13 protein-coding genes are annotated in these 13659 nt (G+C 58.8%); 11 read left to right on the top strand and 2 right to left on the bottom strand.

The window, feature by feature from the left end; all coding sequences use genetic code 11:
* Positions 1-13 precede the first annotated feature (13 nt).
* From SD425_RS16570 to SD425_RS16525, 10 genes are all read left to right on the top strand, one after another.
* Positions 14-811: a terminase small subunit gene (locus tag SD425_RS16570; RefSeq protein WP_324671053.1), complete on the top strand. Its 798-nt coding sequence runs from the start codon at positions 14-16 to the stop codon at positions 809-811.
* Positions 804-1991, top strand: a complete 1188-nt coding sequence (locus SD425_RS16565) for a PBSX family phage terminase large subunit (RefSeq protein ID WP_324671052.1) — start codon at positions 804-806, stop codon at positions 1989-1991. Before SD425_RS16570 ends, SD425_RS16565 begins: the two co-directional genes overlap by 8 nt.
* Positions 1992-1993: 2 nt before the next feature.
* Positions 1994-2599 (top strand): hypothetical protein, encoded by a 606-nt coding sequence (locus SD425_RS16560; protein ID WP_324671051.1) that lies wholly within the window; start codon positions 1994-1996, stop codon positions 2597-2599.
* A gap of 151 nt (positions 2600-2750) precedes the next feature.
* A complete protein-coding gene (locus SD425_RS16555) occupies positions 2751-3146 on the top strand; it encodes a hypothetical protein (protein ID WP_324671050.1) in 396 nt (131 codons plus the stop codon).
* 1 nt (position 3147) lies between these two features.
* Positions 3148-3561: a hypothetical protein gene (locus tag SD425_RS16550; protein WP_324671049.1), complete on the top strand. Its 414-nt coding sequence runs from the start codon at positions 3148-3150 to the stop codon at positions 3559-3561.
* Positions 3555-4058, top strand: a complete 504-nt coding sequence (locus tag SD425_RS16545; RefSeq protein WP_324671048.1) for a hypothetical protein — start codon at positions 3555-3557, stop codon at positions 4056-4058. The genes SD425_RS16550 and SD425_RS16545 overlap by 7 nt, the downstream gene beginning before the upstream one ends.
* On the top strand, positions 4055-5668 hold the full coding sequence (locus SD425_RS16540; protein ID WP_324671047.1) for a hypothetical protein: 1614 nt from the start codon (positions 4055-4057) through the stop codon (positions 5666-5668). The genes SD425_RS16545 and SD425_RS16540 overlap by 4 nt, the downstream gene beginning before the upstream one ends.
* Positions 5665-5991 (top strand): GNAT family N-acetyltransferase, encoded by a 327-nt coding sequence (locus tag SD425_RS16535; RefSeq protein ID WP_324671046.1) that lies wholly within the window; start codon positions 5665-5667, stop codon positions 5989-5991. Before SD425_RS16540 ends, SD425_RS16535 begins: the two co-directional genes overlap by 4 nt.
* Before the next feature lie 123 nt (positions 5992-6114).
* Positions 6115-8298: a hypothetical protein gene (locus SD425_RS16530; protein ID WP_324671045.1), complete on the top strand. Its 2184-nt coding sequence runs from the start codon at positions 6115-6117 to the stop codon at positions 8296-8298.
* Between the two features lie 9 nt (positions 8299-8307).
* Entirely contained in the window at positions 8308-11544 is a 3237-nt protein-coding gene (locus SD425_RS16525; protein WP_324671044.1) for a hypothetical protein, read from the top strand.
* Here the strand turns inward: SD425_RS16525 and SD425_RS16520 are convergent, their stop codons facing one another.
* Both SD425_RS16520 and SD425_RS16515 read right to left on the bottom strand, forming a co-directional pair.
* Positions 11545-12021 carry a hypothetical protein gene (locus SD425_RS16520; protein ID WP_324671043.1) on the bottom strand — a complete coding sequence of 159 codons (477 nt, stop codon included), beginning with the start codon at positions 12019-12021 and terminating at the stop codon, positions 11545-11547.
* 43 nt (positions 12022-12064) lie between these two features.
* A complete protein-coding gene (locus SD425_RS16515) occupies positions 12065-12223 on the bottom strand; it encodes a hypothetical protein (RefSeq protein ID WP_324671042.1) in 159 nt (52 codons plus the stop codon).
* A gap of 110 nt (positions 12224-12333) precedes the next feature.
* On the opposite strand from SD425_RS16515, the gene SD425_RS16510 reads away from it, so the two are divergent.
* Complete coding sequence (locus tag SD425_RS16510; protein WP_324671041.1) at positions 12334-13638, top strand: ATP-dependent Clp protease proteolytic subunit; 1305 nt, start codon at positions 12334-12336, stop codon at positions 13636-13638.
* Positions 13639-13659 lie beyond the last annotated feature (21 nt).

Genomic DNA, 13659 nt, shown 5'->3' with positions numbered 1-13659 from the left:
CAACTTTACTACTATGTCCGCCGATGCCCCCAATACCCCCAAGCTAACTGACAAGCAACAGCGCTTTGTCGAAGAGTATTGCGTGGACTGGAATGGTACTCAAGCGGCAATACGGGCTGGCTATAGCGACAGCGCAGCGGCTGAAATAGCTTATGAGAACCTCAGAAAACCTCATATTCGGGCGGCTATTGATGAGCGCCTAACGACGCTTAGCCTGAGTGCAGGTGAGACCACCAAGCTCATATCAGAGATAGCCCAAACCTCAGTAAATGACTTCGTTGTCGTTAAAAAGGTTGAGCACACGCCCAAGATTGCCCAGCCACTGGCGGAGGCAATTGCGCTGCTTGAGAAAGAAATTGCATTTGACGAAGAATACGCCGCTCGGTCTGTCGATATCCTTGGCTTTATCGGTGAACAGAGAGTAGCCTACCTAAGCGACAAGCAGTACGACATCAACAAGAAGCGCTTACAGGTGCTACGCTGGCAGATGCAACTCGACCGTGACCCCGATGCCACCACGGTAGTCAATGGCAAACCCGAGCTGGTCGACCGTGCTGAGCTCGACCTCGTGAAGCTAGCCCAGGCCAAAGAACGCAACCGCATCAAGTCGTGGCAGCCCTCAGAGTTCGGTATCAAAGTCGAGATGTACGACGCCCTTGGCGCCTTGCGTGACATGGGCCGCGTGCATGGCATCTTTGAGAAGGACAATACCCAGGCCGCTGCTACTGCCGTCATCAATGCCAAGGTAGAAGTCATCTCTTCCGGTGTGCCCATTGCCCGTAGCGAGAAGGAGGCCGCCGATAATGTTTAAGACCGGCGACCTGTTTGAGCCCAACCTGCACAGCACGGCCGAAGTGGTAGTGAATCAAGGCGGCACGTGGTCGGGCAAGACCTACACCATCCTGCAAGCCCTGTTTGCTAAGCTCGCCGATGATAAGCGGGCTGTGGCCACGGTATGCGGGCAAGATATCCCCAACCTCAAGGCGGGTGCTATTCGGGATGCCAACGAGATTTACCACAACAGCCCCGAGCTGCAACGCCTGATTAAGAGCTACAACAAGAGCGACCACACCTTCACCTTTCACAATGGGTGCGTGATGGAGTTCAAGAGCTACGACAGCCCCCAGGATGCCAAGAGCGGCAAGCGCAAGTACCTCTTTGTGAATGAGGCCAACGGCATCCCCTACGGCGTGTTCGAAGAGCTGTACATGCGTAGTGAGCAAAGCTTTATCGACTACAACCCCAACGCTGAGTTCTGGGTGCATGAGCAGCTTCTGGGCAAGCCCAATGTCGAGCAGCTGATATCCTATCACATTCACAACCCGTTCGTGCGGCCCCAGCAGCGCGAGAAGATCGAAGCCCTCAAGCAAAAGGACGAAGAGCTCTGGAAGGTGTACGCGCGGGGCCTGACTGGCAAGATTGAAGGCTTGGTACTGCGTGACTGGCACCTAGCTACCACCGGCATACCCGCCGGCGCCAAGTACCTCGGCACGGGGCTCGACTTCGGTTTCACCAACGACCCTACAACGGCCGTCGACTTGTACCTAGGTGCTGGCGAGCTGTGGGCAGACGAGGTGCTGTATGAGACTGGCCTCACCAACACCGATATCGCCGAGCGCCTGCGCCGGGTTACGGCCCGCCCCGCTGGCACGCGCTGGGATATCATTGCCGACTCAGCGGAGCCCAAGAGCATCACCGACTTGCAGCGCCTGCGCCTCTCCGTAGAGCCCGCCCAGAAAGGCCCCGACTCGGTACGCGCAGGCCTAGACTTGTTGCACCGCTACCGGCTGAATGTGACCGTGGGCAGCGTGAACCTGCGCAAGGAGCTCAGCAACTACAAATGGAAGGTTGACCGCCTCAGTGGCAAGGCGACCAATGAGCCGGTGGATGCTTTCAACCACTGCATTGATGCGCTGCGCTATGTAGCGCTAAACCGCTTGCCAAAGGCGACCGACCGCCGCAAATCCGCCCCCGCCTCGCTTATCAACTAGCTATGCCCCAAACCTTCACCCTCACCTACTCCGACGGCCGCCCCAACACCGAGCTTACTGTGCCCACCAGCTGGCGTGACGTGACCACCGCGCAGTACTTGCGCTTGATGGCGGGCACGGATACCACCACTCCGGTGCTGTGCGTGCTCACCGACCTCACCGAGGCCGACCTAGGCAAGCTCGCCGCCACTGACGCCGTGTACCTCAACAACTGCTTGGCCTTCGCTGAAGATCAAACCGAGCTGCACGCGCTCACGGCGACGCCCGGCCTGCCTGATGTAGGTGCCGCTAGCTACGGCAAGCTGCTGCTCAGCCAGCAGTACATTGAAAGCATCCAAGACGACGCGCATGGCTTTGCGGCCGCAGCGTACATGCTGGCTTTGTACAGCCTGCCTGATGATGTGAAAGAGGAAGTGCTTGAAGCCGAACACCAAGGCGTGCTTGGGCTTTCCATCACGGAGACCTACGCCAATTTAAATTTTATCTGGGGTCGCTTTCTCAGCTTTACACAAGGCACAAAAGCGACCCCGGCGACCGCATTGAACCCGACGACGACGAAGAGGAAGCCGGGCTCGCGTCGCTCGGGGATCGCTTCGGTGCTTTCCTGACGCTCGATAGCTTGGCCGGCGGCGACCTGCTGCGCTATGACGGAATACTCAAGCTTGACTCAGAAACCGTGCTCACCAAGCTGCAACTCGAAACCGCCAAGCAAGCCTATCAATACCGACTCCGCAAGATTCAAAGCAAGAAGCAGACGAAATGAAACACGGCCTATTACTCGCCTCAAGTCTCATCCTGGCACAAACCCAGTCTACTAGGCAGGAAACCAAGTGTTTAAATGAACAGCGCCCACCGGAGCCGTTGCAGCCAGGGTGTTCGGATGATATGCCGATTGTAGATGTGCGTTGCGGTGAGGAACTATACTTCACGCGCAATCCTGAGGCTTTTGCTGCTGCATTCCCTGAGCCTGAGCCGTTCCCCATAAAGCCCGTTGATACCTACACTTGGGGTCCATCTGAAGTGTCCGCTAAGGCTGCCTACGCCCGCTCGCTTGAGCCCAAGCACAGCAGCGCATATACCAAGCCCATTACCTCACCCAAGGCCCGTAAAGCTGCCCGCCGTCGGGCCAAAGCAGGCCGCAAAGCTAGTCGCTGATATGACCCACCTCGAACTCACCGACCTTCTCGAAATGCTCGCCTTGCGGGCGGGTGCGGCCTCTTTCTGGCATGGCAAGCAGACCGAGGCCGACATCAACTACGATGCGAAGTTTCCGCAGGCCCATCTCTTCCTGATGCCCTCGCAGCTCAAGGCGGGTAACGTGACGACGCAAGTCGCCATGGCCTTCTACGGCCACGACAACCACGAAAACGGCTCGCAGGACAGCATCAAGATTCAGAATGAGATGGATTTGCTGACCCAGCAGTTTGCGGCCCTCCTAGAGGCTACGCCAAGCATCGACGTGGTAGACGAGCTGATCAACCGCTCGCCCGTGCTGCGCAAAGGCTCGGGCGTGGGCACGGGGTACTTTATCAGTTTCACGCTTGCCCATATCGGTATCAACGCATGCTAGCCTCTGCCCGCATCGCCTTCCTGCAATCCGCGCCCGAGCTGGTAGCTGCCGCTATTGACGCGCTAAAGAACCGGCCCCAGCCGCCCCATGGTGCGCCCGCCTATGCGAGTGGCAAGACCGCACGGGCTATCCATGCCGAGGCTACGGATACGAGTCTGACGCTCTACGGGCCGCAACACATTCAAGCGTTAATTACCGGCCGCAAGCCGACTAGCCCCGATGCCGAAGCAGGCAACCCGAACCTAGCTGCCATTCTCGCCCAGTGGGCAAAAGACAAGGGTATACAGCTAGCGGATGAAGACGAGTACAAGTCCTTTGGGTTTGCTTTAGCCAAGAAAATCCATGCGGAAGGCACAGCGTTGTTTCGTCACAAGCAACCCTCGGGGCTGTTCAGCGACGTGCTGAGTGCGCAGCGTCTCGATGTGCTCAAGGCCCGCATTGCCGCCGGCGAGGTAACCGCCATCACCACCGAACTACAAAGCGTCTTCGCCCGATGAGTATTCTAATCGACAGCCTCAGCACGGCGTGCACTGCCACGGGCAGCGGTAACGGCACCGTTAGCTTCTACGCTACCAGCACCAACAACCCGCCGGAAGAGTACCCCGGTGGCCCCGTGGGGCCAGCGTATTTGCAAGTAGACTTGTTTGGCCCGCGCAATATCGGGCAAGCCGCTGATGGGCAAAGGGCTTACTTTAGCCTAGATGGCTTGCCCGACGGCGACTATACGGCGAGCGTAACTGACCACAGCGGCGAGCAGTACAGCTTTCCCTTTACAATCAGTTGCGCCGCGGGCGGGGATGGCGGCAGTAACCCGGCCGACCCGCCCGAGGGCGGCAACGGCTTCGTGGTGCGCGGCTTCACGCAGGCCTGCGGCGCCGATGGCGGGCAGGTACGCTTCGACTACGCCACCAGCAACCCCGGCGCCTCGAACCTGCAAGCCTACTTCTACGGCCCCACGGGGCTGATCAACCGCGATAGTGCCGAGCCCGGTACTACGCGCCGGTTCAGCCGCACGGGCCTCGGCAACGGGGCCTACTACACCATTGTGCAGGACAACACGGGCCGCACGTATCAGAAGAACTTCACGGTGGACTGTCAGGCGCCGCCCCCCGAGACGGTACGGGGCTGCACGAACCCAGCGGCCACCAACTACAACCCGCTAGCTACCGAAGACGATGGCAGCTGCGTACTGCCCCCACCGCCACCAGACCCCGAGCCTAGCCCCGAGCCGTCGGCGTTGCCGTGGCGTAGTGCGTGGACACCGTTGCCGGTGCGCGTGCAAGCCACGGGCGACCCGCTGCCCCCGTTCCTGAGCCTGGAATTACGCGCCGGTAGCCCGCTGGTGCCCGTGCAGCAACTACGGGCGACGGTCGGGCCCGATGGGTACGCTACGTTCAACCTAGGGCCGTATCTGCGTTCCTTCCTGGGCAGTCCCTTGGCCTCCGGACAACGGCGCCTAGACCTGAATAGCGTGAATGCTCTGACCGAAGAGCAGTATGTGGGCTACGAGTTGCGCGACGAGGTGAAGTTGCACGAGGCAGGCCTGGCTTTGAACAGCGCGGTGCCCGATGAATTGATCCCAGTATACCTCACGCCCTTCGCCGTGCTACCCGTGTGGCCCGGATTTGACTACGAGATAGCCCGCCGCACCAGCGAAGGCACCTTGGAGGCTGTCACGGAAAGCGAAACCGGCCTGGCTAGATCGGGCTTGCCCTGCCCGAGCAATCCACTGCCCGTGCGGTGGCTCTCGCCCGAAGGAGGTTTTGGCTACTGGGTGTTTGCGGGCCAACCTAGGTACAGTGACGAAGTAGGCGAGGCCCAGCTCTACACCGAAGCTGTGACCGCTGAGCAACGCATCAGCTCGCGGGCACCTTCCCGCCGGCGCGTGGAGGCCAGCAGCGGGCTGTTCACCGGCAAAGAGCTGCTGCTGGGCCTGCGCACGCTACGCTTCTCTCCCCAAGCATGGTACCAGCCTGACCCCGAGGGGCCATGGGTGCCGATTACGCTGGGTAGTGGCAGCTTTCCGTTGTACCGCGAAGGCGTGCGCAAGTATGAGTTTAGTATCAACTTCACGGAGGCGGCTGCTGTGGCCGTGCAGGGGCAATGATTCAGCGAGTTGATTCAAAAGTAGATGCAGACACTACGATCTACTTGTTTTCGCACGGCTCCACTGGTGTAGAAGGCATTCTACGCATTGACATAGATGGCTATATCATGTCCCTGTTTGTGCAAGAAGAGGCAAGAGGCAAGGGTATTGGTACTGAACTGATGCAAACAGCCTTCGCCGTGTTGCGAGAGATAGGCAAGAGTACGGTCGGCTTGTCTGTTCACCACGACAACCACCGGGCTAGAGCACTATATGAGCGGCTGGGTTTTCTGCCTTACATGCCGGGGCATGATGGCTACACTCAATTTGTGAAGGTGTTATGACAACGATCAACTCATTCAAGGTGAAGCGTGGTACGCTGCCTATTAAACTCATTCACCGGCTCTTAATCATCAAAGTTCAACGGGTTTTCCGTGAGGACTGGAACCGCATAGACCGCATTGGCCGTGAGTAGCTATCAACTCTACGTTAAGGGCGTTGAAGTCGACCTGGACACCGAGGCCAACACGGCGCTGTACCCGACCTATCAGGTGCGCGACGTGGCCAAGCCCGAAACTATCATCGACAACGACTTTTCGAGCAACTTCTCGTTGCCCGCCACCGTGCGCAATGACAGTTTGCTCGAGCATGCCGTCGAAGACCTCGACAGCGGGCGCGTGCCCTACGTGCAGCTGCCCGCCCGCCTCGTCTGCAACGGCGTGGACACGCTGCCGCGGGCGATTCTGTACGTGGATGGCTACGAGAACGGCCGCTACCAATGCCAGCTCGCTGGCGGGGCGCGGCCCTTCCTGGCGAGCTTAGGCGAAAAGACCCTGCAAGAGCTGGACTTCTCGCGCTTCGACCACTTGCGCACGCTCTCGGGCGTCGCCGATCGGATGCAGGCCAGCTACTACGACGCCAACGGCTGGGGCTACGAGCTCTACGACCGGGGGCAGCGCGTGAACCTGGATAGCCTCGACTACGGCCTGGCCCTGCCCACCATCTCGGCGAAGCTCGTTTGGCAGCAGCTACTCACCGAAGCGGGCTTCGCCGCCAATGACGTGCCCGAACTGCTGTGGGAGCGCTTGCAGCTACCCGCTACGACCGTGGCGGGCTACTCGGAAGCCTACCGCAAAGCGCGTATGCTGCTGGCGGGCATGGAGCGCGGCACCGAGATTGATAGCCGCGCCACTGCCAGCCGCGACGAGAAGGCGTTTCCGATTCCCTACCAGGATTTAAGCTACGAGGGCGCGCCGTTCACGATTCCGAGCGCGGGCAACTTCACCCCCGGTCGGCTCACGGCCGGCGTGCCGTATGCCGCAACGTGGCGGGCCGATAAGACGTGCTACGTGCGCGTGACGGCGCGCACCGTGGTCGATATGAAAGTGGCCGACATCGGCGGCAAAGTATCGGCGCGGGTAAACCTGAGAATCAACGGCACGCAGGTGCAGCAGGGCCCCAAAGTCGAAACCAAGGAAGATGATTTTCTCGCCCCGGGTGTGACGCACGAGCGGCTACTCGTGCGGGCCGGCGAAGAGCTTTCAGCCGTGCTCAAGATGAAAAACGAGTCGGGCATCAACAAGTGGGGCTTTCGCGTCTTTACCAGCGCTATCTACTTCGAAGGCGACACGCAGGTACCGCGCGACATCTTCCAAGTGGAAGTACTCGAAGAGATACCGCCGGGCGGCCCGGTGCGGCTAGCCGACTACCTGCCCAACATCAAGCAGGTCGACTACTTCAAGGCCATGTGCCTAGTGATGAATCTCACCGTAACGCAGGACCTGTACGAAGACCGGCTCACCTTACGCCCTGGCTATACGGTGCTCGGCAATTCGGTGCGGGCCTGGGACTGGACCGACAAGCGGGACCAACCCAGTGACTTCGCCGGCCGGCCGCGCACGCTGGCCTACCGTTTTGGCAGCTACGGGCAGCGCAATACGCTGGCCTGGAAAGAGGACACGCTCGCCAGCACGGGCAAAGAGGAAGCCAATGAGGGCTACGCGAACGGGGTGCTCACGGTGGCAGATGCCAACCTGCCCGCTGAGCAAAGCCTCGGCACGTTGCCGTTTGCCGCTACGCCCGACAGCGAAGACTACCCGGGGCTGCTGAGCATTACCAGCTGGAAGCGCCAAGGGGACGCACTCACCCCGTTTGACTATACCTACACGCTGCAAAAGCCGCAGCCTCGGCTCACGCTCCGCGGCGACATTGTGCAGGCGCTCACGCTCTCGGAGACCATCAAGCAGGACGGCAAACCCGATGTAGTCAACAAGCGAGCTGTCAGCACGCGCCTGCCTTACTTCACCCGGGTAGGGGATGTGGAGCTACACCTCGGGCGCTACGTGCTGCCCAATTACTGGCGCGACGTGCAGGCCATGCTCACCGATGCCCGGTTTTTGAAAGAGCGCTACCGGCTCTCGGTGCTCGACGTGGAGCGCTTGCGGGCGAACTTCTGCGTGCCCATCTGGGATGGGGTGCTGCGCTGCTACGCATATGTGAACAAGATTGTGGAGCACGACCCAGCGACATCTACGCTTTGCGAGATAGCCCGCCTGCATCCGAGTTTCCTGCCGCCCCCGCAGCCGTTAGCCGACCAGGGGCACGAATGGTACAGCGGCGAGTTTGCCACCGTCATCGGAGAATTTTACTAAGCTACAGTTATGGCAGAGGCCAACGAAACCGTTATTATCCGCATCCAGCTTGACCCAGCGCAGGAAATCAAGAAGATGGAAGGGCTCACGCTGGAGCTGGAAACCAACCGCAAAGCGCAGCAGGAGCTCACCGCCATGCGCAAGGCGGGCACGATTGCCGATGAGGAATTTGCCAAGCGCCAAGTCGAGCTAAAGGGCACCATTGGCGCGCTGCAAAAAGAGTACAACGCCGCCTCGAAAAACCTGGACGCGTTCAACAAAAGCACCGAACTCGCCGAGGGCTCCGTCGATCAGCTCAAGGCCCAGCTAGCCGCCAACACGGCTGCTTACAACGCCTTGAGTAAAGCCGAGCGGGAAAACTCCGAGGCGGGCAAGCTGCTGCAAGCCGAGACCCTGCGCATCAACGAAGAGTTGAAGCTAGCCGGCGCCAGTATTGGCGACTACCGCCGCAACGTCGGCGACTACGCTAATCAGCTTAAGGGCTCGTTTGAAAGCATCGTGCAGGAGCTCGTCAAGCTCCAAGAGCAGCAGAAGGACCTAGATCAAAGCAGCCGCGCGTTCGGCGAAAGCCAGGCCAAGATTGCGGGCTTTATGACCGCGGCGCAGCAGGCGGCGGCCAAGCAGGGCAAGAGCTACGAAGAGGCCACGAACGCCATTGAGAACTACTCAAAAGAGATTCAGCCCGCCGTGCAGAACTTGGTTAAGCTGGAGCAGGAGCAGGCTAAAATTGTGGAGACCGGCGGCGAGATGACGGAGAGCTACCGCAAGATTGGCTTTCAGATTGCCGCCGCCAATAAGACGCTCAGCGAGTCCACGGCTGAAACCAAAGAGGCAAAAGTCTCGGTGCTTGATCTCGCTAAGCAAAACGGCGTACTCGGCGGGGCCATTGATAAGGTCAGCGACTTGCAAGCCAAGTACAGCCAGGCCGCTGCCTTGGCCAGAGCCGCCACTGCTGGCGAGACCTTAGCCCTAGGCGCGCTGCGGCTAGCTTTGATTGCTACGGGGCTCGGGGCGTTCCTGGTGATCCTCGGCTCGCTGGTGACGTTTCTCGCTAAAACCCGCGAGGGCACCCAGCTGGTGGAAACGGCCATGACCAAGGTCGGTGCCGTCGTGGACGTGCTCACCGATCGGATCGGCACATTCGGCAAAGCCGTGTTTCAAGCGCTGTCCGGGGACTTCTCGGCCGCGGCTGAAACGGCGCGGCAGTCCTTTGCGGGTGTCGGCGACGAGATTGAGCGCGAGACCAAGCTCGCTGGTGATCTGAGCAAAGCCAGGCAGCGATTAGAGCGCGATCAGATCAACAACATCGACACCAACAAGAAGCTGCTCAATCAGGTCGAGCGGCTCAAGAACATTCGGGATGATGAGTTTAACTCGCTCACCACGCGCCGCAAGGCCAACGAGGATGCCTACAAAATTGAACTGGAGCGGGAAAGCCGACTCGTGGACCTAGCGAAACGCCGGGTCGATATTTTGCAGCTGGAAATTGAGCGCCGCGGCGGCTTCAACAAAGCCAACAACGAGCAGCTCAAGGAATTTAAAGAGGCCCAGAATGAGCTCGTGGATATTCAGGAGGATGCGGCCGGCAAGCAAAACGAGTTAATCACGAATCGGTTTCAGTTAGAGAAAGAAGCCAGAGAGCGGGCCGCTGCCGATACCAAAGCCTACTACGAGCAGCAGGTGGTTGAAGCGGCCAAAGGGTCACGAGCGGAGCTAGAGGCGCGCATTCGCGGCATTCGGGCCCAGGCCCAGGCCGACCTCACCGAGCTAGGGCTCACCAACAACCAGCGCAAGCTCATCACGGCCAAAGCAGATTTCGAGATTCAGCAGGCCCGCTTAGCGTTTCAGCAGCAGGCCATTCAGCAAGCGGCCGCCTTGGAGAATGTTGCCCTCAACCAGCGACTGCAACAGGTGCAGGTAGCCAGCGACGAAGAGCTCAACATCCGCCAGCGCCAACTCAAGCTAGAGCGGGATGGCCAACTCGCCGCAGCAAACCTGACGTTGGCGCAGCGCAAAACGATTCAGGCCAAGTACGATGCCGACAGTACCAAGCTGCTCGAAGACACCTTCAAGCAGCGGGCCGCTCTGGAAGTGCAGCAAGAGGTAAACAACATCACGGCTCGGCTGGCCACAATTCGCAAAGGATCAGACGAAGAGATTGCCCTGCAAAAGGAGTTGATTGAGCAGCAGCGTCAACAGCAGCAACAGGCCATTGATGATCGAATCCAAGGCGAGCAACGGGCCGCGCAGGAGCGGCTTATTAATGCCAATGCTGAGGCGCAGACACAAGAAATTGTCTACCAATCACGCCTCAAGGCAGCCGAAACGTTCTTTCAAGAAGAGCGGAACCAGTTGGAAAAGGCGCGTGCTGGTGGCAAGCTTACGGAGCAGGAATATCAAGATGCCTTGTTTCAGCAAGAGTTAGCCCACATCAGTGCCCGCCGTAGCGTAAACGAGCAGTTCAATCGGGATACGGCCGCCGATGATCAGGCACTCACCGATCTGCGAATTGCCAATCTAGAACGCATCACAGCCAAGAGCTTGGAGTCAATTGAGACCGCCCGAACGGTAGGTGAGCAAATAGGCGAGCTGTTTGGACAACTGCTCAGCGACACCGGTTTGAGCCTGGAAGAATTTACCAGAAAGACGTTGGTGATTCTGCTAGACGCGTTGGAAAAGTCTGTCATCACAGCAACGGTAGAAGCCACCGCAAAATCAATTGCGTCGCTTCCGTTTCCGCTAAACTTAGTGGCTGCCGCTGGGCAAGTCGCGCTTATCAAAGCAGCCTTTGGTGCTGTGAAGGGCGCACTTGCCGCGCCGCCGCCCAAGCAATTCGCACAAGGCACGGTACTCGGTGGCGCCTCGCACGAGCAAGGCGGCGTGCAGCTCTACAGCCGCAGTGGCTACCACTACGGCGAGGCGGAGAAAGATGAGATCATTCTGGCAAAAGGCGTGTGGCGTAATCCTTCATTACGGCCCGTTGCTTCCATGCTCAACGTGCTAGGTGGGGGCAAGCCGCTGACGCCTGCCATGCCAACCTTGCAACGACCTAGGTTCGCCGACGGTACTGTGATACCAGATGCCTACACGCGGCAGTATCTACGGGGTAACGTACCGCCTTCGGCCAGCGAGATCGGTAAAGCCACCGCGCAAGCCCTAAAGGGAGTGAAGCTAGATGTAGGAGTAAGTACGCTGCAAGACAGCCAGCGCCGGCAGGCAGTGACGGATAGCAGGTCTGGGGAGTAGCTACTTGATCAAGTACAGCACCTTGCCACCTGGGTACGCTTTGGCTAATGCGTCAAGGCTTGCCCAAGTGTTTTGTACCGGGCTACCCTTCATGCCTGAGTTAGCAATCGGTATGCGTTGATAGCCAACACCTGGAGATAAAACACCCATGTTGGTATCTGCGAAAGTACCGGTTAGTATAATCTGAGATCCTGCTTTCATAGGCGTTACCAGCACGGTGAAGGCTTGCAAAACACCATGCTTGCCGGGCTTGTCACCCGTTGAAATGGTAGCAAAGTCAGCGTTAGAGACTGCGATAGTGTAGCCTTCCGTAACTAGCAACCGGCCCATGTTTCTGTAGGCTACAGTAGCGCTATCAGTGGTTTCAATTAAGATAGCGTTGGCCTTCTTGAGTGGCGTGGCGGAAGGCACCTGTGCGAAGACGAGCGTAGGCAATAAGCATGATAGGAGGATAGCAAGAGCGTATAGCGTTTTCATGCTACCAAGTAACAAAAAAGCCCGGTGTTGTGCCGGGCTTTTTCTATTTCTGTGGCTGGCTCGGGTAGTGTGGTACTCTGACAAGACGGCCTTCCGCAATGTCGTTGAGGAATGGCACCACCAAGGCGTTGAGTGTAATACCCTGCTGCTGGGCCATGTCTTTTAATTTCTTGGTGATGTTGGGCTTTGGGCTAACGTGCATAGGAGTTGTTGCATAATGGTTGCAAACCTGTCGCAAAGTGGTTCGCTTATTTGTACTATCCCAATACTGGTAAAAGCTTTGTTGCACAGCACCCAACCTGCTGCGCAACTATGCCCGAACTCGTTATCAACGTCCCTTCCTACATCGGTGAATCCTACATGGATTGGGATACCTGCGAGTGGGTAGAAGGTATTACTTGGAGTGAGATTGAAATGCGGCTTTGGTTTGCCGAAGCCATTGGCGAGAAAGCTGATTCCATCCTACTCAGCATTGGCGCTTGTGATGGCGGCAATGCCCTAGAGGGCTTCAACATCATCAACCGGCTGCGTGGGCTCAAGTTGCCTATCCGCTCCTACATCTCAGGGTACGCCGCGAGTATGGCCGTGCCGTTGGCGCTCGCCGCTGATCAAGCACCCGAGATGGAATACACGGCGCAGATGATGCTGCACGCAGCTAGCTTCAACGGTGGCGTTTTCGCCGAGACCTCCAAAGACCTGCGCGCGCAAGCCGACCGGCTTGACAATACGAATCAACTGCTGCTTGACTACATGGTGTCCCGCACGGGCCAAACAGTCGACACCGTAACGCAGTGGATGACCAAGGACACTTGGTTCACGGCTACCCAAGCAAAGCAATTCGGTCTAGCTAGCACGGTTAAGCCGCTAACCGCCAAGATCACACCGGCTGCCGCGACTGCCTTGATTGAGGCGCGCCGCCCCCGACTTGCCCCAGCAGTGGCCCGCGCTACCAAGCACGCGCTGACCGCCCGCCAAAAGCCTCTTCCCAAACTCAAAACCCCAGTAGCCCGCCGGGCTGCTATAACCCCACGCCCGATGGCTACTACTGCAAAAAAGCCGGCTACCAAACCTGCTAAACCTACCACTACGGCCGCTGCTAAAGCGGCCAACATTGCTGCCGTGAAGGCTTTTGCCCAGCAAATGGGCGTTACCATCACGGCTGAAGGCGACGCACCCGAAGCGGTTGCCGAGCCGACCGTGCTAGCAAATGGCGCTGGCACCCTCTACACCGACGGCGCGCTCGCAGTTGATTCAGCCGTGTTCAACGATGAGGCCCTCACTGAGCCCACCGACGACGCCACCTACGAAGCCGAAGACGGCCGCGAAATCGTGGTGGCTGGCGGCGTGGTAACGGAAATCAACACCCCTTCCGCAGAAGGCGAGGGCGATGATCCTGCTGCTCCTGCTGCTGACACTGAAGCGCTGACCGCTGCCATCACGGCCGCCCTAGCGCCCATCGTGACGCGCTTGGATTCAATGGAAGGCAAAGTAACTGCCTTCAGCAAAGCGGTGCCCGCTAAGCCTACGCCCGCCGGTGGTAAGCCCACGCCCCAAACTGACCCCAAAAACAGCAATGGGAAGCCAAAGCCCAAGGCTGAACATCACGCGCAGCTATAACCACAACCCCTAGCTAGCTGG

Origin of the sequence: Hymenobacter sp. GOD-10R, assembly GCF_035609205.1 — a bacterium.
Taxonomy (GTDB): domain Bacteria; phylum Bacteroidota; class Bacteroidia; order Cytophagales; family Hymenobacteraceae; genus Hymenobacter.
The sequence above is the reverse complement of the archived record's forward strand: the minus strand, read 5'-3'. Positions and strand labels throughout refer to the sequence as shown.

Bases quoted from the DNA above. Each gene is read 5' to 3' on its own strand.
- SD425_RS16535 (WP_324671046.1), top strand. From the start codon at position 5,665: ATGATTCAGCGAGTTGATTCAAAAGTAGATGCAGACACTACGATCTAC.
- SD425_RS16515 (WP_324671042.1), bottom strand. From the start codon at position 12,223: ATGCACGTTAGCCCAAAGCCCAACATCACCAAGAAATTAAAAGACATG.
- SD425_RS16510 (WP_324671041.1), top strand. From the start codon at position 12,334: ATGCCCGAACTCGTTATCAACGTCCCTTCCTACATCGGTGAATCCTAC.
- SD425_RS16560 (WP_324671051.1), top strand. From the start codon at position 1,994: ATGCCCCAAACCTTCACCCTCACCTACTCCGACGGCCGCCCCAACACC.
- SD425_RS16525 (WP_324671044.1), top strand. From the start codon at position 8,308: ATGGCAGAGGCCAACGAAACCGTTATTATCCGCATCCAGCTTGACCCA.
- SD425_RS16520 (WP_324671043.1), bottom strand. From the start codon at position 12,021: ATGAAAACGCTATACGCTCTTGCTATCCTCCTATCATGCTTATTGCCT.
- SD425_RS16545 (WP_324671048.1), top strand. From the start codon at position 3,555: ATGCTAGCCTCTGCCCGCATCGCCTTCCTGCAATCCGCGCCCGAGCTG.
- SD425_RS16570 (WP_324671053.1), top strand. From the start codon at position 14: ATGTCCGCCGATGCCCCCAATACCCCCAAGCTAACTGACAAGCAACAG.
- SD425_RS16565 (WP_324671052.1), top strand. From the start codon at position 804: ATGTTTAAGACCGGCGACCTGTTTGAGCCCAACCTGCACAGCACGGCC.
- SD425_RS16550 (WP_324671049.1), top strand. From the start codon at position 3,148: ATGACCCACCTCGAACTCACCGACCTTCTCGAAATGCTCGCCTTGCGG.
- SD425_RS16540 (WP_324671047.1), top strand. From the start codon at position 4,055: ATGAGTATTCTAATCGACAGCCTCAGCACGGCGTGCACTGCCACGGGC.
- SD425_RS16555 (WP_324671050.1), top strand. From the start codon at position 2,751: ATGAAACACGGCCTATTACTCGCCTCAAGTCTCATCCTGGCACAAACC.